Source organism: Streptomyces sp. SID5469 (genome assembly GCF_009862865.1).
Taxonomy (GTDB): Bacteria; Actinomycetota; Actinomycetes; order Streptomycetales; family Streptomycetaceae; genus Streptomyces; species Streptomyces avermitilis.
Map to the genome: position 1 here is coordinate 6,574,676 of NZ_WWIN01000001.1, position 25,742 is coordinate 6,600,417.

At 71.6% G+C, this 25,742-nt stretch carries 20 protein-coding genes; 17 read left to right on the forward strand and 3 right to left on the reverse strand.

The window, feature by feature from the left end; genetic code table 11:
- Window positions 1-28 precede the first annotated feature (28 nt).
- Window positions 29-733, reverse strand: a complete 705-nt coding sequence (locus tag GTY58_RS28340) for a hypothetical protein (protein ID WP_107083007.1) — start codon at window positions 731-733, stop codon at window positions 29-31.
- Between the two features lie 270 nt (window positions 734-1,003).
- On the opposite strand from GTY58_RS28340, the gene GTY58_RS40940 reads away from it, so the two are divergent.
- A complete protein-coding gene (locus tag GTY58_RS40940; RefSeq protein WP_037651481.1) occupies window positions 1,004-3,331 on the forward strand; it encodes a serine/threonine-protein kinase in 2,328 nt (775 codons plus the stop codon).
- Between the two features lie 85 nt (window positions 3,332-3,416).
- Here GTY58_RS40940 and GTY58_RS28350 read toward each other — a convergent pair whose 3' ends face one another.
- Window positions 3,417-4,901 carry an amino acid permease gene (locus GTY58_RS28350; RefSeq protein ID WP_010986828.1) on the reverse strand — a complete coding sequence of 495 codons (1,485 nt, stop codon included), beginning with the start codon at window positions 4,899-4,901 and terminating at the stop codon, window positions 3,417-3,419.
- A 230-nt stretch (window positions 4,902-5,131) separates the two neighbouring features.
- Between GTY58_RS28350 and GTY58_RS28355 the strand changes: the two genes are divergently transcribed.
- A complete protein-coding gene (locus tag GTY58_RS28355) occupies window positions 5,132-5,617 on the forward strand; it encodes a ribose-5-phosphate isomerase (RefSeq protein ID WP_037651483.1) in 486 nt (161 codons plus the stop codon).
- A 117-nt stretch (window positions 5,618-5,734) separates the two neighbouring features.
- Complete coding sequence (locus GTY58_RS28360) at window positions 5,735-6,544, forward strand: DNA-formamidopyrimidine glycosylase family protein (protein ID WP_010986830.1); 810 nt, start codon at window positions 5,735-5,737, stop codon at window positions 6,542-6,544.
- 127 nt (window positions 6,545-6,671) lie between these two features.
- Here GTY58_RS28360 and GTY58_RS28365 read toward each other — a convergent pair whose 3' ends face one another.
- Window positions 6,672-7,901, reverse strand: a complete 1,230-nt coding sequence (locus tag GTY58_RS28365) for a GNAT family N-acetyltransferase (protein WP_010986831.1) — start codon at window positions 7,899-7,901, stop codon at window positions 6,672-6,674.
- Between the two features lie 158 nt (window positions 7,902-8,059).
- Here GTY58_RS28365 and GTY58_RS28370 point away from each other — a divergent pair, with 158 nt between their 5' ends.
- The 14 genes from GTY58_RS28370 to GTY58_RS28435 all read left to right on the forward strand — a co-directional run bounded on the left by GTY58_RS28370 (window position 8,060) and on the right by GTY58_RS28435 (window position 25,670).
- Window positions 8,060-9,235, forward strand: coding sequence for a PP2C family protein-serine/threonine phosphatase (locus tag GTY58_RS28370; RefSeq protein ID WP_010986832.1), 1,176 nt, complete (start codon window positions 8,060-8,062; stop codon window positions 9,233-9,235).
- 264 nt (window positions 9,236-9,499) lie between these two features.
- Window positions 9,500-10,447 carry an ABC transporter ATP-binding protein gene (locus GTY58_RS28375; RefSeq protein ID WP_010986833.1) on the forward strand — a complete coding sequence of 316 codons (948 nt, stop codon included), beginning with the start codon at window positions 9,500-9,502 and terminating at the stop codon, window positions 10,445-10,447.
- On the forward strand, window positions 10,447-12,897 hold the full coding sequence (locus tag GTY58_RS28380; RefSeq protein WP_037651485.1) for an ABC transporter permease: 2,451 nt from the start codon (window positions 10,447-10,449) through the stop codon (window positions 12,895-12,897). The genes GTY58_RS28375 and GTY58_RS28380 overlap by 1 nt, the downstream gene beginning before the upstream one ends.
- Before the next feature lie 201 nt (window positions 12,898-13,098).
- Window positions 13,099-13,431, forward strand: coding sequence for a hypothetical protein (locus GTY58_RS28385; RefSeq protein WP_010985526.1), 333 nt, complete (start codon window positions 13,099-13,101; stop codon window positions 13,429-13,431).
- Between the two features lie 53 nt (window positions 13,432-13,484).
- Window positions 13,485-13,799 (forward strand): pore-forming ESAT-6 family protein, encoded by a 315-nt coding sequence (locus tag GTY58_RS28390; RefSeq protein WP_010986835.1) that lies wholly within the window; start codon window positions 13,485-13,487, stop codon window positions 13,797-13,799.
- 58 nt (window positions 13,800-13,857) lie between these two features.
- On the forward strand, window positions 13,858-14,253 hold the full coding sequence (locus GTY58_RS28395; protein WP_010986836.1) for a DUF6507 family protein: 396 nt from the start codon (window positions 13,858-13,860) through the stop codon (window positions 14,251-14,253).
- The gene (locus tag GTY58_RS28400; RefSeq protein WP_010986837.1) at window positions 14,250-16,724 is read left to right on the forward strand and encodes an ADP-ribosyltransferase; all 2,475 of its coding nucleotides are present in this window, start codon (window positions 14,250-14,252) and stop codon (window positions 16,722-16,724) included. Before GTY58_RS28395 ends, GTY58_RS28400 begins: the two co-directional genes overlap by 4 nt.
- Window positions 16,725-16,783: 59 nt before the next feature.
- The gene (locus tag GTY58_RS28405; RefSeq protein WP_037645677.1) at window positions 16,784-17,188 is read left to right on the forward strand and encodes a hypothetical protein; all 405 of its coding nucleotides are present in this window, start codon (window positions 16,784-16,786) and stop codon (window positions 17,186-17,188) included.
- A 157-nt stretch (window positions 17,189-17,345) separates the two neighbouring features.
- Window positions 17,346-17,927, forward strand: a complete 582-nt coding sequence (locus tag GTY58_RS28410; RefSeq protein WP_052082292.1) for a hypothetical protein — start codon at window positions 17,346-17,348, stop codon at window positions 17,925-17,927.
- 114 nt (window positions 17,928-18,041) lie between these two features.
- Window positions 18,042-18,485, forward strand: coding sequence for an HD domain-containing protein (locus tag GTY58_RS28415; protein WP_037645332.1), 444 nt, complete (start codon window positions 18,042-18,044; stop codon window positions 18,483-18,485).
- 62 nt (window positions 18,486-18,547) lie between these two features.
- Window positions 18,548-18,871, forward strand: a complete 324-nt coding sequence (locus GTY58_RS28420) for a hypothetical protein (protein ID WP_037645340.1) — start codon at window positions 18,548-18,550, stop codon at window positions 18,869-18,871.
- 76 nt (window positions 18,872-18,947) lie between these two features.
- Window positions 18,948-20,303 carry a type VII secretion integral membrane protein EccD gene (eccD, locus tag GTY58_RS28425; protein ID WP_010986842.1) on the forward strand — a complete coding sequence of 452 codons (1,356 nt, stop codon included), beginning with the start codon at window positions 18,948-18,950 and terminating at the stop codon, window positions 20,301-20,303.
- A gap of 270 nt (window positions 20,304-20,573) precedes the next feature.
- On the forward strand, window positions 20,574-21,674 hold the full coding sequence (locus GTY58_RS28430; RefSeq protein ID WP_010986843.1) for a MinD/ParA family protein: 1,101 nt from the start codon (window positions 20,574-20,576) through the stop codon (window positions 21,672-21,674).
- A gap of 21 nt (window positions 21,675-21,695) precedes the next feature.
- Window positions 21,696-25,670 (forward strand): type VII secretion protein EccC, encoded by a 3,975-nt coding sequence (locus GTY58_RS28435; protein WP_010986844.1) that lies wholly within the window; start codon window positions 21,696-21,698, stop codon window positions 25,668-25,670.
- Window positions 25,671-25,742: the final 72 nt, after the last annotated feature.

A 25,742-nucleotide genomic window follows, 5' to 3' on the forward strand; every position in this document is an offset into this window, starting at 1 on the left:
GGCTCGGCGCCCCAGCCCCTCGGGTGGGTCAGGGCTGTGGCTCGGGCCGGCGACGGGTCCACCACAGGCCCGCCGCGCCCGCCGCCACCAGCGTCACGCCCGCCGCGGCCAGTGGCAGGACGTCCTCCGTGACGCCGGTGTCGGCCAGTCGGTCACCGCCGGGGGCGACCGGCTTGTTGTCGGTGCCGAGCAGCAGCGGGGTGGCCGGGGCGTTCGGTGACGGGTTCGTCGTACCGAACGGCACCGGGCCCTGCTGCCAGTAGGTCTTCTTCCCGTCGCTCGTCTGGACCGGAAGACAGATCTTCCCGGTCTTGCCGGTGTCGAACGTCGCGTCGACGGCGTACGACGTCGACTTGCCGGCCGCGAGGTTGTCGATGGCGCAGCTGAATGCGCTGTTCGAACCCGGCGGAAGATCCGCTTTGGCAATTGCCGTGCAGCCCTTGACGTTCTTGACCACGAGACCGTCAAAACCGGCTACCAAAAGCCTGATCTTTCCGCTGTCCTTGGTTCCCCCGTTCTTTACCGTGGCCGTAATCGCCGTTTTGTGCGAACTGTTGTCGACCGAGATCTTCGAGGGCAGCAGCGTGGTCAGCTTTACACCCGCCGGTGCCTCGTCGACGGGCTTTCCCCCTTTGCCGCTCGCCGGTCCCTGGTCATCCGCGGTGGCGGTGCACGCGAAGATCATCACTGCCGAGAAAGATGCAGTGAGCAGCGATCCCGTGATGGCCGTCATGTGACGAGAACCCATGTTCGTCCCCCTTGGCTGCGCCTGAATTCGCAGTACTTGAAGAGGTACCACAAGATTTCTCCGCACTATGCTGGTACTGCCTGAAGTGTGACCATTGTGTTTCTGCTGGGGCGTGTGTGGGGAAGTGCGTCGGGGTGCGCGCCGAGGTGGGCGTGGAGGGGGTGCAGGGGATTGCCGGGTAATTCGGGTGGCGGTGTTCCGGGGTTATTGGTGACGGGTCGGTATCGGCTGGTCGAGAGCATCGGGCAGGGGGGAATGGGGCGGGTGTGGCGTGCCACCGACGAAATGCTGGACCGTCAGGTGGCCGTCAAGGAAATGCGGATAGACGGACTCGACGCAGAGGACACGCGCACCCGCCGCGAACGCACGCTGCGCGAGGCCAGGGCCACGGCTCGGATCAGCCATCCGAATGTCGTGCGCGTCTACGACGTGGTGGACGAGAGCGACCGGCTGTGGATCGTCATGGAGCTCGTCGACGGCCGCTCGCTGGAGCGGATCGTGGTGGAGGACGGACCGCTCGGGCCGGGGGAGACGGCACGCATCGGACGCGAACTGGTGGCGGCGCTGCGGCAGGTGCACGCGGGGGGTGTGCTGCACCGGGACATCAAGCCGGGGAACGTCCTGGTCGAGAACCTGGGGCACCGGGTCGTCCTCACCGACTTCGGCATCGCCGCGATCCAGGACGCCAAGGCGCTCACGATGGTCGGCATGCTGGTCGGTTCGCCCGACTACATGGCCCCGGAGCGGGTGTCCGGCCGTCCGCAGGGCCCGCCGTCCGACGTGTGGTCCCTCGGGGCGACGCTGTGCGCGGCGCTCGGCGGCCACTCCCCGTTCTCGCGCTCGACGACCCTGGCGACGCTGCACGCGGTGCTGTACGAGGAGCCCGAACTGCCCACGGAGGCGGGAGGGTTACGGCAGATCCTGGCCGCGCTGCTGGAAAAGGAGCCTTCGGTCCGGCCCGGCCTCGAGGAGGTGGCGGCGGCACTGGAGGCGCTGGTGGCCACGGGGACGAGTGTCGCCGGGGCGGGTGATGCCGGGGCGGGTGCCGCCGGGGCGGGTGTCGAGGCGGCGGGTGTCGAGGTGGCCGGGTCGGGTTCTGGGGATGGAGGGAATGGAGGGGATAGAGGGGAGGGAGCGGTCGGGGAGCGGGGGGCTGGGCTGGGCGCCGGATCGGGGGGTGAGCCGGGCGCCGGGTCGGGACCTGAGTTGCGGGTTGGGCCGGGAGCCGAATCGGGAGCCGGGGCGGGCGCGGAGTCGGAAGTCGGGGCGGTGCCGCGGGGAGTGCGGCAGCCGGGGGAGGAGGGCGAGCCCGAGCAGGGCGGACCGGACGCCGGCTCCGGAGGCCGGCGGCTGGAATCCCCGACGCGCGCGCTCCTGGACACGGCCCTGATCCGCGCGGCCCGGACGGCCCCGGAGGAGACGCGGCCGGATGCCGATCCGCGGTGGTCCGAGCCCGTCCAGGACGCCATACCGGGGCGGCCCACCCGGGCCGTCCCACCGGAGGCCCCGCCGACGAGGGAGACGCCCGCCGTCGGACCCGGCCATACGGCAGTCACCCAGCCCAGCCACTCCCCGGCCCCCGCCCCCGCTCTCCCCACGCCGCTCCCGTTCCCCGCACAACCCCACCACCCCGAAGCCCCCCTCGTACCCCCCACCGCGTCCCCCACCGCGTCCCCCACCGCGTCCCCCACCGCGTCCCCCGCCGTGGGCAACGCCTCCACCGAGGCTCCCTCCGCAGGCCGTGCCGAGCCGCTTGCCTCGGGAGTTCCGGAGCGGGCGGGGGCCGGGGAGCGCCCGTCCCGCGGCGGTGCCGCTCCCGGTACGGGAAGTCACGCCGCACTGGCCAACGCGGTCACCGCGAGCCGACTGCCCGGGTGGCCCGGCGCCGCCCCGACGTCGTCCCCGATGTCGCCCGGTGAACTCCCCGGCCCGGCCCTGCCGTCCGCGCCCAGGCCGCCGCGTCACCGGCGCCGTATGGGGCTGGCGGCAGCCGGAGGTGTCGTCGCGGCCGGTGCCGTAGCCGTCGTCGTCATCGCCGCGACCGGCGGATCGCCCGGCCACGACCGCGACGCGTCCTCCGCCACGTCGTCGGCGCCGTCCGCCTCGTCCGGCGGGCCCTCGCGGTCGCCCACGGTCGACGGCACCTCACGCCCGCCGAGCTTGCCGCCGGGGTCACGCACCGAGGCCGGGATGTACGCGTGGGTTCCGCCCAAGGGCTGGAAACGAGTGGTGCAGAGCGGCACCGAGGTGCACTACACCTCGCCCGACGCCCAGCAGGAGATCCTGGCGAACGCGACCCCGGCCCGGGGCGACCTGCTGAAGCAGTGGCAGGTCGCGGAGGAGGACCGCGAGAAGGGCCTGAACTACCGGCGGATCCGCCTGGAGCGGACCACGTTCCGCGGCGCGCCCGCAGTGGTCTGGGAGTACAACGTCACGGCCAAGGGGCAGTACTGGCACGTAAGGCTGCTCGGCTTCCGCAGCCGCGGCACGTCCTACGAGCTCAGCACCTGGTACCACCCGGACATCGAGGGCAGCGCGGTCCCGGCCTACGAACGGGTCAAGAAGAGCTTCACGCCACTGTGAGAAAGAAGCCGTGAGAAAGAGAAGGGGAGCCCGGCGGCGTGTGCCGCCGGGCTCCCCTTCTCTACGTACCTCTATGTACTACCGCTCAGTGCGCGTCGGCCACGGCCTCGGCCACAGCCGGCTCGTCGGCACCCGCGGCAGCCACCGCCCGGGAACCGTCCAGCTTCTGCTTCACCACGGCGATCACCAGCACCACCGCGGCCACGAGCAGCGACAGCAGCACCGTCTCGCGCCCGTCGTGCTCCGTGTCCGTCAGCATGTAACCGAGCACGAACACGATCAGCGCGGCCGTCGCCCAGGTCAGGTACGGGTACAGCCACATCTTCACGACGAGCTTCTCCGGCGACTCCCGCTGGATGATCTTGCGCATCCGCAGCTGCGAGAAGCAGATCACCAGCCAGACGAACAGGGCGACCGCACCGGAGGAGTTGACCAGGAAGAGGAAGACCGAGTCCGGGAACTTGTAGTTGAAGAAGACGGCGACGAAGCCGAAGACGACGGACACGACGATCGCGGCCAGCGGCACACCGCGGGACGTGGTCCGCGCGAACGCCTTCGGCGCGTCCCCGCGCTGGCCGAGCGAGAACGCCATGCGGGAGGCGGTGTAGAGCCCGGAGTTGAGGCAGGACAGCACCGACGTCAGCACGATGAAGTTCATGATCTGACCGGCGTGCGCGATGCCGAGGGAGTCGAGGGCGGCGACGTACGAGCCCTTGTCCTTGATCGACGGGTCGTTCCACGGGAGCAGCGACACGACGACCAGGATCGAGCCCAGGTAGAAGACGCCGATGCGCCAGATGATGCTGTTCGTCGACTTGGTGACCGCGCGCTGCGGGTCCTCGGACTCACCGGCCGCCAGCGTGGCGATCTCGCTGCCCATGAAGGAGAAGACGACCAGGAGCACACCGGTGAGGATCGCGCCGGGGCCGTGGGGCAGGAAGCCGCCGCTGTCGGTCAGGTTGCCGAGGCCGGCCTTCGGGGCGTCGACGCCCGGCAGCACGCCGAAGATCGCGAGGCCGCCGACGACGATGAACGCGCCGATCGCCACGACCTTGATCCCGGCGAACCAGAACTCGAACTCGCCGTACGAACCGACGGAGACCAGGTTGGTCGCGGTGAGCACCACCATCACGATGAGCGCCCAGCCCCACTGCGGTACGCCGGGCATCCACCCTTCGAGGATCTTGGCCCCGGCGGTCGCCTCGACGGCGAGCACCACCACCCAGAAGAACCAGTACAGCCAGCCGATCGAGAACCCGGCCCAGCGGCCGAGCGCGCGGTCGGCGTGCGCGGAGAAGGAGCCGGACGTCGGGTTGGCCGCGGACATCTCGCCGAGCATGCGCATCACGAGGACGACGAGCGTGCCGACGAGGGCGTACGAGAGAAGGATGCCTGGGCCCGCGGTGGCGATGCCGGTGCTGGAGCCCACGAAGAGACCGGCTCCGATGACGCCACCGATGGCGATCATCGAAAGGTGACGGTTCTTGAGTCCGGCCTGGAGGCCGCCGCCGGGTTCTCCGGGTCGGTCCGGGCCGTTTTCGGCCTTCGACAGGGTCGGCTGCGAGGTCATGGAGGGAATTCCTTTGCGCCGTTGAGCAGATTCCCGTACGAGCGGTGTACGGGGCACTCGCACGAGCGGTGGTACGAGCTGGTCCAGTGAATCCGAGGCAAAGGAATTCGTGAACCTTTGAATCCGGATCGTTACTTGAGGTTTCCTTGAGGTTTTGTAGTGAGGCTCACACTTTTCCTGCTGGGCACCCGGGGCGGCCGATCCGAAACGGCCGTGTCACACTCGGAACCATGCGCGTGTACCTCGGCTCTGATCATGCCGGTTTCGAACTGAAGAACCACCTCGTCGAGTGGCTCAAGGCGGCCGGCCATGAGCCCGTCGACTGCGGGCCCCACATCTATGACGCCCAGGACGACTACCCGCCGTTCTGCCTCCGTGCCGCAGAGGGGGCGGCGGCGGACCCCGACGCCCTCGGCATCGTGATCGGCGGCTCCGGCAACGGTGAGCAGATCGCGGCGAACAAGGTGAAGGGGGTGCGCGCGGCGCTCGCCTGGAGCGAGGAGACCGCGTCGCTGGGCCGGCAGCACAACGACGCGAACGTGGTCGCGGTGGGTGCGCGCATGCACACGCAGGAGGAGGCGACGAAGTTCGTCGAGACCTTCCTGAACACGCCGTTCTCCGGTGACGCCCGCCACATCCGCCGCATCGACATGCTGTCGGCGTACGAGACGACGGGCGACCTGCCGGCCATCCCGGCCCACCACCCGCAGCAGTAGCCGCACCTTTCACCGCCGGCCGGGCTGATTCTTCGGTCCGTCCGGTGATCGAGTGAGGGCGGAGGGGACGAAGACTCTCCTCCGCCGTACGGCAGACCGTACGAACAGGAGGCGTCCGTGCCCGAGGGGCACACGATTCACCGCCTGGCCGACGACTACGAAGCCAGGTTCGGCGGCGCGGCCGCACGCGTGACCAGCCCGCAGGGCAAGTTCGCCGACGCCGCCGCCCTCCTGGACGGCACGGTCCTCGAAACGGCGGACGCCCACGGCAAGCACCTCTTCCTCGGCTTCCGCCGGGCCGACTGGATCCACATCCACCTCGGCCTCTTCGGCAAGGTCGGCTTCGGCGACGCACCCGCCCCGCCCCCCACGGACACCGTCCGGCTGCGCCTCGCGAACGACACGTCGTACGTCGACCTGCGCGGCCCCACGACCTGCGCCCTGATCACCGACGGCGAGAAGCGCGCGATACACGACCGCCTCGGCCCCGACCCGCTGCGGCCCGACGCCGACCCGGCCCGCGCGTACGACCGTGTCTCCCGCAGCCGTACGAGCGTCGCCGCCCTGCTCATGGACCAGAAGGTCATCGCGGGCGTCGGCAACGTCTACCGCGCCGAGGTTCTCTTCCGGCACGGCATCGACCCGTACCGCACGGGCAGGGAGCTCACCCGCCGCGAATGGGACGCGATCTGGGCGGACCTCGTCGCGCTCATGCGCGAGGGCGTCCGCAACAACCGCATCGACACCGTCCGGCCCGAGCACACCCCCGAGGCCATGGGCCGCCCGCCGCGCGTGGACGATCACGGCGGCGAGGTCTACGTGTACCGCAGGGCCAACCTGCCCTGCCACATCTGTGGCGGCGAGATCCGCACCGCCGGTCTCGCCGCCCGCAACCTGTTCTGGTGCCCGACCTGCCAACAGGCGTGACCACGGGCTGCCGCCGGGGGCTGCCGCCGAGGGTTGGCGCCGGGGGCGACGCCGGTCGGCCGCCGGGGGCCCGGTCGGCCGACGGGTGTCACTCAGGTCTGGAACCGCGGGCGGCCGCCCCGGTGGTCTAGAAGCCGTGCGGTAGCCATGGTGCGATTGCCGAGGAGAACGCCGACGTCGCCTCCGTCAGCGCGCCCGGTCGCAGCTCCCGTACCCGCCCGGCCGCGCCCAGCGACACGAGGGACACCCCGCCGAGATAGGCCGCCCCCAAGTCCCTTACGGACAGGGCGAGATCGACCGAGTCACGGGTACGCACACAGGTCGCGCCCTTGCCGTCGCCCGTCAGCCGCCAACGCCCCTCGTTCCAGGGGCAGAAGGCGTCCTCGACCTCGAACACCACGTCCACCGGCGCCTGATACGTGCGCGCTTCGAGCGCCGCGCCGACGTCGACCAGCCGTACGTGGAGCGAGTCCCGTTTCCGCAGATTGCAGCGGCGGATGTCCGACACCAGGTGCAGCCACGCCTCGTCGAGCGGCCGGTTGCGCGCGTTGAGGTGCGACGTCAGATCGATGTCGAAGAGGAACCGCCACAGCGCCGCGTGGGCGGCCGGGTCGAGCGCCTCCAGGTCCTGGAGGACGACCGTGCCCTTGGGCCCGGACGGCTCCCAGTCGGGCTTCACCCGGAACCGTGTGTACCCCACGGTCTCGCCGTCGCGCTCCGCGACCACGCACTGAAGCGGCGACGCCCCGTCCCGTCGGCTCTCCGGGTCGAGCACCATCAGCCGGTCCCAGCCCGGCCGCCGGGCCGGCATACCCGGCCGCCCCGGCACCAGCCGTGCGTAGACCGCCTCGCACACGTCGAGTACGTCGGCGGGGACGGCGTACCGCAGTCGTACGTCGTCCGTGCCGGGCGGTACGGACAGCCGTACGCGGCTGGTGTCGACGTCGGCGGTGAGCTGGTGCGTACCGATGCCGTAGCCGAACCGGCCGTAGATCGCCGGCTCGGACGCGGTGAGTACGGCGAGGGGCTCACCCCAGGACCGGATGTCGTCCAGCTGCCGGCGCATCATGGCCGTCAGAACCCCGCGGCGGCGGTGCGTGGCCGCGACGCTCACCATCGTGATGCCCGCGGCGGGCACCGACGCGCCGCCCGGCACCGTGACACGGAAGCTGAACGCTCCCGCGGTGCCCACACAGGCGTCGCCGTCCCACACACCGATGGAACGGTCGCATTCGGTGAGCGTCTGCCACAGCTCACGCTCCTCGGACGCCTCCGCGACCCCACCGAACGCACGGATCAGGGTGTCGTACCAGAGATTCCAGTCGTCCTGCCGCAGCACGCGCACATCAGTGGTCATGGAGCATGCCTACCAGGGCAATGCGGGGCGAGCGAGGGAATTTCGCCCCGGCCGTGCGGGCCGGACCTGCCGGTTTTCTGTGAAGTTCAGCGCTCGGACGGGGGACAAGTGGGACCTCCCGTGCCAAGGGGCTGGTCCGATGGATAGGGTCCCGAGCAATGGCAGCAGGACGAGAGCGGCGCGCCGCAGCCGAGACGTTCACGGCCCGGTTGAAGAAGCAGTGGCACCGGGCTCGCACCGGCGTGCGCAGATCCGCTGTCGACTACTTCCGCGGGGACGGCTCGGACTGGATCGCGCTGGCCGGTCTGCTGCTGACGATCCCGCTGATCGCGGCGACGACCCTGATGAACTCCGTGTGGTGTTCGCCGGCCGCGCTGGTGCTGCCGATCGTGGCGGGCGGGCTGCTGCTGCGGCCGTCGAGCCTGCTGGGGCTGTACGCCGCTGCCGCCAGCGCGCTGATCGTCGAGTCCGTGAAGCTCGGCCCGTACACGGAGGGGCCGTCGCGGGTCACGCCGGGTGTGGTGCTGGTCGTGGCCGCCTGCGGCTTCTTCGGCCTGCTGATCGCGCAGTTCCGCAGCCGGGTGGGCGTGCCGTGGCGGCGGGGCGGCACGATGCTGTTCGACCTGCGGGAACGTATCCGGGTGCAGAGCAAGTTGCCCAAGCTGCCGTTGGGGTGGCACCGGGAGATGGCGCTGCGGCCGGCCGGCGGGCAGTCGTTCTCGGGCGACTTCGTGGTGGCGGCCCGCACGAACGGGGGCCGCACGCTGGAGGTCGTCCTGACGGACGTGTCCGGCAAGGGCATGGACGCGGGGTCGCGGGCGCTGCTGCTGTCCGGGGCGTTCGGGGGGCTGCTGGGGTCGCTGCCGCCGCACGCGTTCCTGCCGGCGGCGAACGGCTATCTGCTGCGGCAGGACTGGGACGAGGGCTTCGCGACGTCGATCCATCTGGTGCTGGAGCTGGACTCCGGGGACTACGAGCTGTTCTCGGCCGGGCATCCGCCGGGGTTGCAGCTCAGTGCGGGCAGCGGGCGGTGGGAGGAGAAGGCCGCCGAGGGGCCGCTGCTCGGCGTCTACGACGGCGCGCAGTTCGATCCGGTGAAGGGGTCGCTGCGGCCCGGTGACGTGCTGATGCTGTTCACGGACGGTCTGGTGGAGACGGCGGAGCGGGACATCGTGGAGGGCATCGACCGGCTCACGGGGGAGGCGGACCGGTATGTCGCCGGCGGTTTCCACGGGGCGGCGTGGCATCTGATCGAGGCGGTGGCGAAGGACGTGAACGACGACCGGGCGCTCCTGCTGGTCTGCCGGGACGGCCCGACCGCGGCGGCGCGCTGAGGGTCCCCCTGGGGGGGCGAGCAGGCGTCCCGGGCCGGGCCCCCGCACTCCACGTCCCGTGTCGTGCCGGACGGCCGGCGAGCAGCAGCACCGGGGCGGGCGCGGAGGGCATCCGCGGGGCCGGCCGGTCCGATACCGGCACCACGCATGCGGGCGGGCTCGGGTTAACCCCACCCCCGATCCGGCGGCGGTCTCCATGGTCCGCGGAGGTCCCGAATCCGTACGTTCGACATCTCGACGGACGGACGGAAGGCGGACCAGGTCATGGGCCTGCGCAAGAGGCGGCGCGAGATCGACGAGCGGGCGTCCGGACGGATCCCCGGGCCGATCCCCGGCCGGACACCGCTCGCCTCCGGCGCTGACGGGGCCGACCCGGGCGCTTACGGGGCCGTCCCCGGCGTCGACAGGACCGCCCCGGGCGTCGACAGGACCGCCCCCAGCGTCGGCCGGGCCGTCTCCGGCGCCGACTGGGCCGTCGAGCTGCGGGGTGTGCGGCGGCGGTATGGGCGTGGTGGTTCCGCCGTGCATGCCCTGCGCGGTGTTGATCTCGCCCTGGCGCGCGGGAGTTTCACGGCCGTCATGGGGCCCTCGGGGTCCGGCAAGTCCACGTTCCTCCAGTGCGCGGCGGGCCTCGACCGGCCGAGCGGCGGGACCGTACACCTCGGCGGCACCGACATCACCGGCCTGAGCGAGAACAAGCTGACGGCGCTGCGCCGTTCGCGGCTCGGGTTCGTTTTCCAGGCCTTCAACCTGCTGCCGTCGCTGACGGTCGAGCAGAACGTCGTGCTGCCCCTGCGGCTGGCCGGGCACCGCCCCGACCGCCGCCGCGCCGCCGAGGTGCTCGCCCAGGTAGGCCTCCAGGACAAGGGGCGGCGCCGGCCGGGGCAGCTCTCCGGAGGGCAGCAGCAGCGGGTCGCGATCGCCCGCGCCCTGGTCACCCGGCCCGACGTCGTCTTCGCCGACGAACCGACCGGCGCCCTCGACACCACCACCGCCGCCGAGATCCTGGGCCTGCTCCGCCAGGCCGTCGACGTCCATGGCGCCACGGTCGTCATGGTCACCCACGACCCGACGGCCGCCGCCTGGGCCGACCGCGTCCTCTTCCTCGCCGACGGCTCGATCGTCGACCACCTGGAACGCGCCACCGCCCCGCGGATCGCCGCCCGGGTGGCCGCTCTCACCACGCCGTCCTTCGAGGGAGCGGCGGCCTGATGTTCGTGCCCAACGGCCTGGCCCGCGCCGCCGTCCGCTTCAAGCCCGCCGCGTTCGCCGGTACGTTCGTCGCCCTCGCGATGGCCGCCCTGATCGTGTCGGCCTGCGGCATCCTCCTGGAGACGGGACTACGCGCCTCGGTGCCGCCGCAGCGCTATTCCGGTGCCCCGGTGGTGGCCGCCGCCGACCAGCGCGCCCACCTCGTCACCGGCCACGGCGACGACCGCGACGACGAGGCCCAGCCCCTCCCGGACACCGCCCGGATCGACAACTCCCTCGTGGCCAGGGCCGGTTCGGTGCCGGGGGCGCGTACGGCGATCGCGGACGTGACCTTCCCCGTGCTCGACGAGAAGGGCGCCGCCCGCACCGCGCACGGCTGGGGATCCACCGCCTTCACCGGCGAGAGGCCGATGTCCGGACGGGCGCCGGGCCCTGGCGAGGTCGTCCTCTCCGGCGCCGGGCGCGCCGCCGTGGGCGGCCGGGTGACCCTCACCACCGCCGACGGACCCCGCACCTTCCGGGTGTCCGGCACGACGGCCGAGCAGGCCACCCCCACCGTCTGGTTCGCCGACACCGACGCCGTACGCGTCTCGGGCCACCCCGGTCGCGTCGACGCCATCGCCGTACTGCCGAAGGAAGGCGTGACCGCCGCAGCTCTCGAAGCCCAGGTGGCCAAGGCCCTCGGTGACCGCGCACAGGTCCACACCGGCGACGACCGGGGTGCCGTCGAGGACGCCTCGCTCGCCCAGGCCAAGGAACTGCTCGTCGGGCTCGGCGGCTCCTTCGGCGGTGTCGCCACCCTGGTCGCCGTCTTCACGGCGGCCGGCACCGTGGCGCTCTCCGTCGGCCAACGCGCACGTGAGTACGCCCTGTTGAGGGCCATCGGCACCACCCCTCGGCAGGTGCGCCGCAGCATCGCCACCGAGACCCTGCTCGTCGCCCCCCTCGCCGGAGCAGTCGGCTGCCTGCCCGGAATCGCCCTGGCCCGCTGGTGGTTCGGCCAACTCCAGGACAAGGGCGCCGTCCCGCACGCGGTGCGGCTGTCCGTGTCGTACATCCCGCTGCTGTCCGCGATCGGCGCCGTACTCCTCACCGCACTCCTCGCCGGCTACCTGGCCGCCCACCGCACCTCCCGCATCAAGCCGGGCCGTGCGCTCAGCGAGGCCTCCGTGGAACGGCTGAGGCCCGGCTGGATCCGCACCCCGCTGGGCATCGCCGCGGCGGTCGGCGGCTTCGTCTGCGCGGGGCTCGCCGACTCCCTCGACGGCGAGGACGCGGCCAACGCCTCGCTCGGCATCGTGATGCTCTTCATGCTGGCCGTCGCCCTGCTCGGCCCGCTGGTCGCGCGCGTCTGCGCCGCCCTGTTCGGACTGCCGTTGCGCGGCGCGGGCGCCCCCGCCGTCCTGGCCGCCGCCAACTCCCGTACCAACGCCCGCCGGCTGGCCTCCGCCCTCACCCCCATCGTGCTCGCCATGGCCTTCTCCTCCGTACTCGTCTTCCTGCACACCAGCGAGGAACGGGCCACACGCGACCAGCAGCGGGCCGGCATCACCGCCGACCACATCGTCACGTCGGACGCGGGCCTCGCCCCGGCCGCCGTCCACGAGGCAGCCGCGTCGCCCGGTGTCACCACCGCCGTGGGCGTGCTGAGAACGGCGGTACTGATCCCGGCCGCGGGCTCGCTGGAGTCGGCGACCACGCAGGGCGTCACGGGCTCGGCGGCGGACCTGGCCCGGGTCCAGGACCTGGACGTCGAGCACGGCGCGCTCAGCCTGAAACCGGGCCGGGTGGCGCTCGACGCCTCGCTCGCGGACAGCGCCCATGTGCGGGTCGGCGACCGCGTGCACCTGCGGCTGCCCGACGGCACCAAGGCGTCTCCGATACTGGCGGCCACGTACGGGCGCGGCCTCGGCCTGTCCCAAGTGACGCTGCCGCGCGCCGACCTGGCGACCCATGTGACCTCCGCCCTGGACACGGAGATCTGGACGAAGGGCGGCCGGGCGGGAGCACTCGCTCCGCTGGGCAGGGTCCTGGACCGCGCCGACTACACCACCGCGGAGTCCCTGGACCGCGCGCTCAACGCCTGGGCGAACACCGTCATGGCGGCCGTGCTCGGCGGCTTCGCGGCGGTCGCCGCGGTCAACACCCTGGTGATGACGGTCCTCGGACGCCGAAGCAAACTCGGCACGCTCCGCCTGATCGGCACCACCCGGCGTCAGGTGCTGCGCATGGTCCGCTGGGAGGCCCTGCTGGTCGCCCTCTCGGGCATCGTCCTCGGCACGGCGATCGCCCTGGCCACCCTGGTCCCGATGGTGAGGGGCCTGACCGGGCGGTCCCCGTACATACCGCCCCTCGTGTACGGCTCGTTCGCGGGCGCCGTCCTCCTCCTCGGCCTGACCGCCGTCACCCTCCCGGCCCGGGCCGCCCTCCGCCCGGCAAGGGAGCGATAGCGCGACGCCCGCCTGAATGTCGGCATTGCGGCGCAGGGTTGGGGTTTGTCTCGTCACCCCAGGTGAGAGCTCGGTCGCCTTTGTCGCAGGACTGTAATCGTCGATTGCACAGGCAATCCGCATGTTGATAGAGATGACTTCTGGTACGACGAAAACCAGCCGCCGGCTCCCTGGCCGGCCAGCCCGGACGGGGGAGTCCAGATGAAGTTCGACATGGGGTCGCAGGTTCTGTCGACGTTGATCAGTAACTCGCGTGGGTCGAGTGACGATCTGGGGACGTTGATTCGCCAATTGGTGCAGGCCGCGCAGCCGTTGGAGGGGAAGTTCAACGGTGCGGGCCGGGTGGCGTTCGATTCGTTCAAGGGGCGGTCGGACGAGATCACGGCGAGCTTGAACTCGGCGCTCTCGGGGATTCTGGGCGGTCAGTCGGGGATGGAGTCGGCGTTCGGTTCGGGTGATCAGGAGCAGGGCGAGAACGCGCGGACGAACGAGAAGGCGGCGAACTTCGACGGGGCGCGTTTCTCCGGGCGTTGAGCTTGGGTGGGCCGGGCTGTGGTTGATCTTCTTTTGACGGGGAGTGGTGTGTGATGGCTGGTGCGGGTTCGGATCGTCGGTCGTACGACACGGGTGCGTCGGCGGATGCGCAGGGCAATATCCAGGCGGTGATCGGCCGGTTGGAGGAGGTCATCGCGGCGCGGGACCGGCAGGTGAAGGCGGCGATGTCGGATTTCGCGGCTGATGGTGTGGCGGATGAGTACCACGGCAAGGAACTGCGGTGGAATCGCGCGTCGACCGAGGTGAAGAGCATTATCCAGCTGTTGAAGACGACGCTGGAGAAGAACGACGGGACGGCGCAGTCGACGATCTCGAAGGCGAAGGCGGCGGTCGACAACATCGGCTGAGCCGACAGTCGACGGCTGACACGGGCGTGGGCAACGGGGAACGCGGAGGACGACGCGGATGACCGGCTGGGATCTGAAGCCGCAGGGTATTCAGGGTGTGCTGAAGACGACGGGTGAGACGGCGTCGCACATCGAGACGCATGCGAAGTCGTACGGGAAGCATCTGACGTCGGCGGCGACGAACGCCGGGACGATCTCCGCGGAGGGCGGCGGCGAGCAGGGCGGCGAGAAGCCGTCGGGCGGTCTGGTCGCTCTCGCCCTGTCCCAGTACGCCGAACACGCGGCCACTGACCTGAAGTTCATCGCGGCGCGGGCGGGCAAGTCGTTGCAGGGTGCGGTGGATGCGACGACGGCGTATCTGAACGGGGATCAGGAGATGGCCGCGGAGGCGCAGCGCAAGGCGTTGTCGGCGCCGGATCTTGATCCGATGAAGCCGGGGGTGCAGACGTCGTGATCAAGCCGGAGGCGATTCCGCAGTACACGGGGAATCTGGAACAGCTGGAGAAGGACTACGGCAGTCTGAAGACGGTTGCCGGGAGTATCCGGACCACCGGCAAGGACGTGCACTCGCAGTTCCAGGGGTTGTCGGCGTATTACACGGCGCCGGAGGCGGAGCAGTTGTTCGCGTCGACGAAGCCGGTGGCGGACCGGGCGGACGGGTTCGCGGACGATCTGGAGAAGGTGTCCGGTGCCCTGTCGTCGTACTCGACCGAGGTGCGTCCGCTGGTCCAGAAGCTGGAGCAGCTGAAGCTGGACGCGACGAAGTTCGTCAGCTCGGTCAAGGGTGACGACGACTGGGAGTACGACGAGGACAAGATCGACGAGCACAACAAGATCCGGGATGACGTGACGGCGACCGTCGCGGCGTTCTGGGCTGCGGAGCGCACCTGCCACAACGCGATCACCAAGCTGTTCGGTGGGACGCAGATGGTGGCGGGGGACGGTTCGGACCGTAAGGACCAGTACGGGTTCAACGCGGACGACCTGAAGAACGCGAAGCTTCCCTGGGGTGACCCGATGGAGGAGAAACATCACGTCTGGGAGGTCGGGCACTGGGTCAAGTCGTTCGTGTGGGACGGCCTGATCGTGGACGGCGTCTGGGGCACCATCAAGGGTCTGGGCACGCTGGTCGGGTTCGGCGGCTGGGACGCGATGGGCCAGGCCTGGAAGGGTCTCGCACAGCTCGCGACCGGTCTGGCGATCTCCTCGATTCCGGGTGCGAGCGCGTTGTTCTGGACGTTGCCGGACGACAAGCTGCCCTCCTGGCTGCGGGATTCGCGTACCGCGATGAAGGAGACCGGCAAGGCGCTGGTGGCGTGGGACGAGTGGGGCAAGAACCCGGGCCGGGCCGCGGGTGCGGTCACCTTCAATGTGCTGACCACCGTGTTCACCGGCGGTGCGGGTGGTGCGGCGGCTGGTGCCGGGAAGGCGGGCGCGGTCGCGAAGGTGCTGTCCGTGGCGGGCAAGGCGGGCAAGTTCATCGACCCGATGACGTATGTCGCCAAGGGCGCGGGCGCGGGCCTGTCGAAGATCGGTGACATCGCGAAGGGCCTGAAGGGGATCGGCAACATCGAGATCCCCAAACTCCCCGACGGTTCGGTGCAACTCCCCGACGGCCGCCTCCTGGAGCCGAACGGCGATCTCGTGGGCCCGGGCGGTGTCGTCGACACGACGCCGGTCCCGCACGAGCCGGTGCTCCCGGCCCACTGGACCATCCAGGAGCCCGCGCTCTCCGGGGTGCGTGCCGGTGACGGTCTGCCTGGTGGCGTGGCGCATGCGGGCGATTCGTTGCCGACGGGCGGTCACTACGACACGTCGTTGCCGAGCGGTGCCGCGGACCATGTGCCGGGCGGAACGGCCGGGCACACGCCCAGCGGTACGGCCGCGCACACGCCGAGCGGAACGTTCGACGGGACACCGACGTCGTACGACCACACCCCGACGGCCACGCCGCACGACGTGCCGACGGGCACCCCGCACACCGGGCACGACCTCCCGAGCGGCGGCGGCCACCCGCCGGAGCCGCACGGCACGGGGCACGACACCCCGGGCGGCCACACGGACGACGCGTCCCACGGCTCCGGGCACGACGGGCCGGGTCACGGGCACGACGGCACCGGGCACACGGACGACGCGGCGCACGTCGGCGACCACGCGGGCGTCGACCACGCCGCCGTGGACGCCGCCGCGCACCACGGCACCGACACTCCGGTCGCGCCGGGGCACTCGGGTGCGGATGCGGCGGGGCACGGCGGGGCCGGGGAGCCGTTCGAGTACGAGCCGCACATGTCGGGGGACGACTTCGAAGAACTGGCCACCGACGCGGAGAAACACGCGGTGGCCACGGCGGAACTGGAGCGGGGCACGAACCCCGCGGCCAGCCTCAGCGACGACGCGGGGCAGGCGTACGGCGACGCGTACTGGAACGACTACGTGGACAACCTCGACCCCTCCGGGAGAGAGGCGCTCCGCACGTACACCGGTCACGACTACACGGAGATCAACAGCCACCTCCGGGGCGAGAACCCCGATGTGTATCCCGAGACGCTGCACACCATCGACGAGATGGACCGCGTCATGGGCACCCGTCCCGTGCCCGAGGACATCATGATCGTCCGCGGTACCGGGATCGAGCACCTCAAGCTGAGGTCGCCGCTCGACATGCTGGGCAACACCTACGGGGACGGCGCGTACACCTCGTCGGCGCTCGGCAGGACGGTGCCGCCCGCCTTCGCGTGGAAGCCGGTCGTCATGCACTGGCGGGTACCGAAGGGGACGCCCGCCCTCTGGCTGGACAAGATCTCCAAGCACCCCGGGGAACGGGAGCTGCTCCTCGCCCGCGGTACCCAGTACAAGGTGACGCGCGTCTTCATGGACGAGGCGGGCAAGTGGCACGTCTACGGGGAGGTCCTGCCCAGGCCGTAGCGAGCGGCGTCGGCGGACCCTCGTTGCGGATCAGGCAGAGGTAAAGGAATGTGGACTTCATGAGCAGTGAACAACCGATCAACCCGCGCTTCGACGACGACCTGAGGTTCGTGGAGAGCCCGGGCGGCCCGCCGCGCTATCGGGACTGGACCGAGAAGCCGGTGCAGTACTTCACGGTGGTCGACAAGCAGGGCGGCGGGGTCCTCGGGTACGTGTGGGCCGGCGACGAGGACGACGCCGCCGCGTACGAGCCGCGGCAGGCCGCCGGACCCCGAGGGGTGAACGCGGGCATCTCCTGGGGCAGTCGGCTGCGCAAAGCCAAGGAACGGGGCATCCGACCGTCCGAGGCCCTCGCCGAGTTGGTGGCCGACCCGGAGCCGGGCGGCACGGGACGGCCCCTGCCCGGCTCCCTCACCGACGCCCCGAACGCCGCCGCGGTCGACGCCCTCGCCAAGAGCGACTAGCCGACGGCCGGTTCCGGGCCGTGGCGGAAGGCCCGCTGGACGCCGTCGCGGAGTCGCTGAGGCCGAGGGCCCTGAGTTGGTGTCGGCGCGCTCCGCGCGGTACACATATCCGCTCAGGTGATCAGAAACATTGCAGACTCCACGGGGGACAAGCACCATGACCACGCCGCCGGCACCCAACCCGCACCAGCAGCCGCACCCGCAGGCCAATCCCTACGCCCAGCCGCAGGCCAACCCCTATGCCCTACAGGGCGGTCACCCGCAGGCCCCCGGGTACGGCGCCCCCGGGTACGGCGCCGTACCTCCGCAGGCCGGCCCCCAGTGGGGCGCCCCGTACGGGCCCGGTGCGTACCTTTCGTGCAAGTTCTGTGGAGGTGCGCCCGCCGTCGACGTCACCTTCCGGGCCCATCGGGGCCTGTTGATCCTGATGTCGTTCCAGAAGCTGTCCGGGCCGATGTGCGCGACCTGCGGGCTGGGCGTCCAGCGGGCCATGACCACCCAGACCCTGTGGCAGGGCTGGTGGAGCCCGTTCTCGCTGTTCCTGTTCACGCCGTTCACGCTCGTCTGGAACCTCATCGCCCGCGGCAAGGTGACGAAGCTCCAGCCCCCGCAGCCCGGGCAGCACGGCCCGCAGGTCGACCCCGGTGAGCCGGTGCACCGGCGGGGCCTCGCCTACGTGGCACTCGTCCCGGTCCTGTGGATCTGCTTCATGATCGCGCAGGGTCTGACCCAGTCGTAGCACCCGTACCTGGGGTGTACTGCCCGCTCATGCATGCCTTATGTTGCAGAGGCAAAGTTAGGGGGAGCCTGCTTTATGCCGCAGGAAGGGCGAGCACAGGCGCAGCCGCGGCTCATGGCCTTGGCGGAGGTCGAGGCCGTCGCGCGCACCGCGCATGCCGCGCAGAAGGACAAGGCCGGACGGCCGTACGCGGAGCATCTGCAGGCCGTCGCCGAGGGAGTACGGGCTCGCGGCGGAGCGGACGAACTCGTCGCCGCCGCCTGGCTGCACGACTCCGTGGAGGACGGCGTGCTCAGCGAGCGGTGGCTGGCGGACGCGGCCCTGTCGCAGCGCACGAAGGACGTCGTCCGGGCCGTGACCAAGCGCGCGGGGGAGGATCCCGAGGCGTACGCCCGGCGCATCCTCGCCACCCCCGGGGCCCGGCTCGTCAAGGCGGCGGACCTCGCGCACAACGCCGACCCGCGGCGGCTCGCCGTACTCGACGGCCCGACCGCCGAGCGGCTCACCCTCAAGTACGCCGCCATGCGCGCGTATCTCGGCCTCGGCGCCGAGGACTGACGGCGGGCGGACGAAGACGTGCGACCACTGGACGTGCGACCACTGAAGGACCGGGACGACTGATGGCACGGGACTACGACAGCCAGCTGCTGGAGTCGGTGGCGGTGCGCCGGCGGCGGATGCGCGACGCGCTGCTGTTCGGCGCGCAGCGCGGCCGCCGCACGGTGGACGAGCGGTTCGGCAAGGTGTTCGCCGGGATCGCGATCGCCGCCGTCCTGTGCGCCGGATGCATCGGCTGGTCCTTCCTCCAGGCCACCCTGGCGAAGCAGAAGGCCGAGCAGAAGAAACAGCAACAGCAGCAGGAGCAGCTGTACAACCCGTCGGGGCAGAGCGCCACACCCAAGGCCTCGGGCGGGACCCCGACACAGGGTTCGGAGAAGAAGTGAACGAGGCCGCACGAGCGGGCATGAACGCGTCATGGAAGGCCCGTTCCCGAAACTTCGCGATGATAGGTTCCCGTAAGTGGTGAGCACTGCAACGACTTCCCGGGCCCAGCTGAGCCGAGTGACCCTGGTCGGCGAGCGACGGCGAGCCGACATCGTCCTGCCGTCGGACACCCCGATCGGTCAACTGCTTCCCGACATCCTCCAGTTGCTCGACGACCGGGCCGCCGCGCGCCCCATGACCCGACAGCTGATCACCTCCGACGGCTCGGTGCTGCCGCACGACGCCACGCTGTCCTCGGCCGAGGTCGCCGACGGCGCGGTACTCCAGCTCGTACGCGCCCACTCCGCGCCGCCCGCCCCGGTCGTGCACGACGTGACCGACCAGGTGGCCGACGACCTCGACCTGCGGGCCTGGCGCTGGCGCCCTTCCGCGCGCCGGGCGAGCGCCGGGGTGGCGACCGTCGCCTTCGCGGTGCTCGCGGCCGTACTCGCCCGCCGCGAGTTCGCCCTGGAGTCCCTCACCGGAGGCCTGGTCGCCGCCACGCTTCTGTTCCTGGTGACCGGCGCTCTCGTCGCCAGGATCGGGGACGGCAACCGAGGCCTCGCCACCGCCCTGCTGCTCGCCTGCGGCGGACTCGGGCTGCTCACCGCGTGGACCGCGGCCGACGCGTACCACTGGCCGGGCACGGCCCGCCTCGCCGCCGTCGTGGCGGCGCTGGTGCTCACGCTCGTCCTGCTCGCGTTCTTCTCGCCGCTGGGCCGCGGCGGACTCATCGGCGCCGGAGGGACCGCCGTCATCGCGATCGTCTGGGAAGCCGTCGCCGCGGTACAGGACCAGCCGGCCCGGCTCGGCGCCGTGATGGCCGTCTTCTCCGTGGTGCTGCTCGGGCTGCTGCCCCGGTTCGCGCTGATGGCGTCCGGGCTCACCGGCCTCGACGACCGCCGCTCCGGGGGCGTCTCCGTCAGCCGCCACCAGGTGGGCAACGCCCTGGCCGCCACGCACCGCGGGCTCGCCCTCGCCACCATCGCGACCGCCGCCTCGGCCGCCGCCGGGGGCTGGCTGGTGACCACCGCCGGGACGCCGACCGTGTGGACCGTGACCCTCGCCTCGCTGACCGCGGTGGTGCTGCTGTCGCGGGCCCGGGCGTTCCCGCTGGTCGCCGAGGTGGTGGCGCTGTTCGCCGCCGCGGCCCTCCTCGGCGTACGCCTGGTCATGGTGTGGCTGGACCACGACGGCGGTGCCGCGCCGCTCATCGTGCTGTGCGCCGCCTCGGTGCTGCCGTTGCTCGTGCTCGCCGTGCAGCCGCCCGAGCACGTACAGGTCCGGCTCCGGCGGAGCGCCGACCTGATCGAGTCCATCGGCGTCATCGGGCTCTTCCCGCTGGCCGTCGGCGTCTTCGGTATCTACGGGCAACTGCTCAACAAGTTCTGAGTCGACGTCGGCACACCGGCACACGCGGTGAGTCGGCACACGGGCGCTGCGGTGGCGGGGCCGCGCCGCAGGGGAAACAACGCAGGAGAGAGCAGGAGAGAAGGGCGACATGCCGAACGGCGACAACTGGCAGAGCGATGTGCTGCGCGATCTGAAGGGCGGTGCCGCGCGGCAGCAGAGCGCGCAGGGGCCGGCCGCACAGGCGCAGGGCACGCCTGCCGCGGGGGCTCCGCGGCCGCCGCAGGGCGACCCCGCCACAAGGTACCCGGCGTGCCCGCACCAGGGTCAGGGCGGCCACGGAGCTCACCCCGTACCCGGCGCACCCACCAGCCCTCCGCACCCGCCGAGGCCCAGGCCCAGGCCCAACAGGCGTACACGGCCCAGCAGCCGCACGCCCCGCAGCCGCAAGCCCGGTCCGCCGCCCACCTCCCCGGCGCACGTCCCGCCCGCACCCCCGACTCCCGCCCCGTCGTGGACAAGACCCTCGCCGGGGCCGGCCTCAAGCCCCGGCACGGCGAGCCCTTCGCCACCCGTGCCGTGCGCGCCGTACGCCGTACCGTCTCCTCCTCCGCCGCCCGCGAGGTCGCCGAGACCACCGCCACCGCCGAGGTCCTTCAGCAGGCGGTGACCACGGGACGGCAGATCGCCGTCACCTCGATCCGCGGCGGCGCCGGCAAGTCCACCATCGCGGCGCTGCTCGGCACCACGTACGCGCACTACCGGCACGACCCCGTCCTCCTCGTCGAGGCCGACCCCGCGCTCGGCACACTGCCGCTCCGGCTCGGCGCCGAGACGCTGCGCTGGACCACCGGGGACGTCGCCGGCATCGTCGAACCGCAGATGTCACTGCTCGACGTCACCGGCTACCTCGTCCAACTCCCCGACAACGCCTGGCTGTTGCCGGGCAGCCAGGGGCAGATCGGCGCGATGCTCGACCTCAGGTCGTACGAGAAGGTCATGGTGTCGCTGCGCCGCTACTTCGGCGTGACCGTCGTGGACTGCGAGACGCTGCCCGCCGAGGTCGCCCGCGTCGCGTTGTCCGCCTCGCAGGCGCGGGTGCTGGCGGTGCCCGCGACGCTGGAGGGCGTCTCCAGTACGTACGCCGTCCTGGAGTGGATGCGCGGGCTGCCCCGGCATGTCATCGCCGGGACCGTCGTCGTGCTGACCGAGACGGTGCCGCACTCCGGACTCGACCTCGACAAGGCCGCCGAGAAACTGAGGGCGACCGGCGCGAGCGTCCAGCTCCTGCCGTACGACCGGCATCTGGCGGCCGGGGGCGTGATCCGCACGGAACTCCTCGCGCAGCCCACCCGCCTGGCGGCCACCCGCCTGGCGGCCCAGGTCTTCGAGCTCTCCCAGCAGCGCCGCTGATTCAGGGGGAGGAGAAGGAAGATGAGCACCCGACTGATCCACCGCCCGGCCCGGACCACCCGTCCCGCCGCCGCGTCCGAGCCGCGCACCATCGAGGCGCCGCCCAACCTGCCCGAGGGCAAGTCCGGCAGCATCGCGACCTCGCTGCTGCCCGTCGCCGGCGTCATGTCGTCCGTCGTGATGATGACCGTCGTACGCAACAGCCAGTTCGCGGGGCTCGGCGCGATCATCCTCGTCGTCACGATCGTCGGTTCCATGGCCCTGGTCTTCTCCCAGCGCGGCAAGGCCCAGCGCACGCGCCGAACCCAGCGCGAGGCCTATCTCGCCTACCTGGAGGACCTGCGCGAGGAACTGTCCAAGGAGGAGCGGGAGCGCCGGGAACGCGCCGGGGTCCTCAATCCGCCGCCGGACGCGCTGTACGACATAGTGCGCGACCCGGCGCGGCTGTGGGAGCGCCGCCGGGTGGACGGCGACTTCCTGCGCGTCCGCGTCGGCACCGGCGAAATGCCCGTACGCGACCTCAAGGTCGCCCAGCAGGGGTCCTCCGTCCTCACCCCGCCCGACCAGTTCATGTTGAACGAGGCGTCCGCGCTGATGTCCCGCTTCAGCACCGGCACCGAACTCCCGCTCACCGTCCCGCTCGACCGCGTCGGCAACATCAGCGTCATCGGCCCCCGCGAGGACACCCTGCGCGTCGCCCGCGCCCTGCTCGTCCAGGCCGCCGCCACGCACGCCCCCGACGACGTCGCCATGGCGCTCGCCGTGCCGGGGGACCGGCTGGCCGACTGGGAGTGGGCCAAGTGGCTGCCCCACCTCCTCGACACCGAGCAGTTCGACGGGCCGGTCGCCGCCCGGCGCATCGCCCCCTCCACGCCTCAACTCGCCCGCCAGATCGGCCCGGAGCTGCGCCGACGCGCCTCCTTCGCGGCCGAGGTACGCCGCGGCCTGTCCGGCAAGGACGCCCTCTCGATGTCCTCGCGGCTGCTCGTCGTCACCGACGGGCACGGCGAGGACGCCGTCGACCTGCCACGACCCGACGACGCGGTCGGCCTGCGCGACATGGGTGTCACGGTGCTGCACCTGCTCGACCAGCGGGTGCAGGAGCCCGGCAGCGTCGGGGTCCGGATCACCGTCGACGGCGACCGCATCGTCATCGAGGACCTGCGGGAGGCCGAGCCGATCGGTGCGCACGGCACCGTCGACGAGGTCAGCGTCCCGTTCGCCGAGGGCCTGGCCCGGATGCTCGCCCCGATGCGGCTGTCCGCCGAGTCGATGGTCGACGCGCCGCTGACCGGCCCGGTCGACTTCGCCGAACTGCTCGGCATCGACGACGTCGCCCATCTCGAACTCGACCAGCTGTGGGCGCCGCGCGGCGAAAGAGCGTTCCTCCGCGTCCCGATCGGCATCAGCGACTCCCGCGAGCCGGTACTCCTGGACCTGAAGGAGTCCTCCGAGCTGGGCATGGGCCCGCACGGCCTGTGCGTCGGCGCCACCGGCTCCGGCAAGTCCGAACTCCTGCGCACCCTCGTCCTCGCCCTGGTCGCCACGCATCCGCCGGAGGACCTCGCCCTCGTCCTCGTCGACTACAAGGGCGGCGCCACCTTCGCCCCCTTCGCGGACCTCCCGCACGTCGCCGGCGTCATCACCAACCTGGAGAACCAGGCCGGTCTGGTGGAGCGTGTGCACGCGTCACTGGCCGGCGAGGTCAAGCGCCGCCAGCAGGTCCTCAAGGACGCGGGCAACGTCGCCGACATCGGCCACTACGCCGCCCTGCGCGCCGAGAAGCGCCCCGACCTGGACCCGCTGCCGCACCTCTTCGTGGTCATCGACGAGTTCGGCGAACTCCTCACCGCCAAGCCCGACTTCATCGACCTGTTCCTGTCCATCGGCCGCATCGGCCGGTCCATCGGCGTCCACCTGCTGCTGTCCAGCCAGCGCATCGAGGGCGGCAAGCTCAAGGGCCTGGACACCTACCTCTCCTACCGGCTCGGTCTGCGGACGTTCTCCGCCGACGAGTCGCGTACGGTCCTGGACACCACGGACGCCTTCCACCTGCCGCCGCTGCCCGGCTTCGGCTACCTCAAGGTCGACACCAGCCACTACGAGCGCTTCAAGGCCAGCTACGTCTCCGGCGGCTACCGGGGCCCCGTGCAGCGCGAGACCGAGGACACCGGACCGCTCGCGCTCGAGTACCAGGCCTTCAACACCCTCGGCGAGTCCCAGAGTTCGGGACCCGACGAGCCGAAGATGCGGCGTCGGGAGACCGGGCCGACCGAGATGGGCGTCCTCGTCGAGCAGATCGAGAACGCGGACACCGCGCCCGTACGCCAGATCTGGCTGCCCCCGCTGCCCGACGCCATCGCCCTCGACAAGGTCGCGGGCCCGCTCGACGTCGGGGCCCGCGGCATGCAGCTCGCCAAGCGCCGCGGCCCGCTCCAGGTGCCGCTCGGCGTCCTGGACGACCCGACCAAGCAGTGGCAGGGCCAGTGGTACCTGGACCTCACGGTCGCGGGCGGCCACGCGGCGGTCATCGGCGGCCCCCAGTCCGGCAAGACGACCCTCCTGCGGACCCTGGCGCTCTCCCTCTCGCTGACGCACACCCCGCAAGAAGTCGGCATCTACGGCCTCGACCTGGTCGGCGGCGGCCTCCAGGCCCTCTCCGGGCTGCCGCACGTCGGCGGGGTCGCCGGCCGCGCCGACCGGGAGCGCGCCGGACGCACCATCGACTCCGTACGCGGCATGCTCAACCAGCGCGAGGAACTCTTCCGCGTCCACAACATCGACTCGCTGGAGCAACTGCGCGACCTGCGCGCGGCGGGCCGCCTGCCCGAACTCGCCTCCACCGAGATCGTGCTGCTCATCGACGGCTTCGGCGCGCTGCGCGACGACTTCGAGGAGCTGGACGACGCCGTCGTCGACATCCTCAAGCGCGGCGGCGGCTACGGCATCCACGTCGTCGCCGGCATGCTCCGCTGGAACGATGTGCGCATCGCCACCCAGTCCCAGTTCGGCACCCGTGTCGAGCTGCGCCTGAACGACCCCAGCGAGTCCAGCATCGACCGCAAGCTCGCCGAGACCCTCGCGCCGGAGGAGAAGGGCCGCATCCTCACCGACGGCAAGCTGTTCGCGCAGGTCGCCCTGCCGCGCACCGACGGCCTCCCCGACAAGGCGGACCTCGGCGCGGTCCTGGAGCGCACCGCCCGCACCGTCCGCGCCACCTGGACCGGCGAAGTCGCCCAGCCCGTAAGGGTGTTGCCGCACATCCTGGAACCACAGCTGCTGCCCGGTCCGGCCGCCGAACCGCGCCGGGTGCCCATCGGCCTCGACCAGACCCAGCTCGCGCCGGTCCTGCTCGACCTGTTCGCGCACGACCAGCACCTGGTGATCATGGGTGACAGCGAGTGCGGCAAGACCAACCTGCTCAAGGTGATCGCGGACGGGCTCATCGAGCGCTACAGCGAGGACGAGCTGGTCTTCGCGGTGATGGACCCGCGGCGCGGTCTGCGCGGGGCGATCCCCGAGGAGTACCGGGGCGGGTACGCGTACAACTCCAAGCTGTGCGCGGGCCTTTCGGCGGGTATCGCCACCGAACTGGAGAAGCGGCTGCCGGACGAGAGCGCCGACAGCGAGGACCTGGAACCGGGCAGCTGGGGTTCGGGCCCGCGCATCGTGATCCTCGTCGACGACTACGACGTCCTGACGACCGCGGGCCAGCAGCCGCTCGCCCCGTTCATCCCGTACATCCCCTCCGCCGTCGACATCGGCCTCCACTTCGTCCTCACCCGCCGTGTCGCGGGCGCCGCGCGCGGCCTGTACGAGCCGCTGCTCCAGGGCCTGCGCGAGTCGGGCGCCTCGGCGCTGGTGATGGCGGGCGACCGCAGCGAGGGCCAGCTCTTCCCCGGCGTGTACGCCACCCAGCAGCCCTCGGGCCGCGGGGTGCTGGTCCGCAGGGGCGAACCGAACCGGCTGATCCAGACGGTGTACGCGGCCGGGTGATCCGGAGGGGAAACCGTCCGGGGCGCACGAGGCGTCCCGGACAGCAGAGGCGTACGACACCCGAGCCAGCCG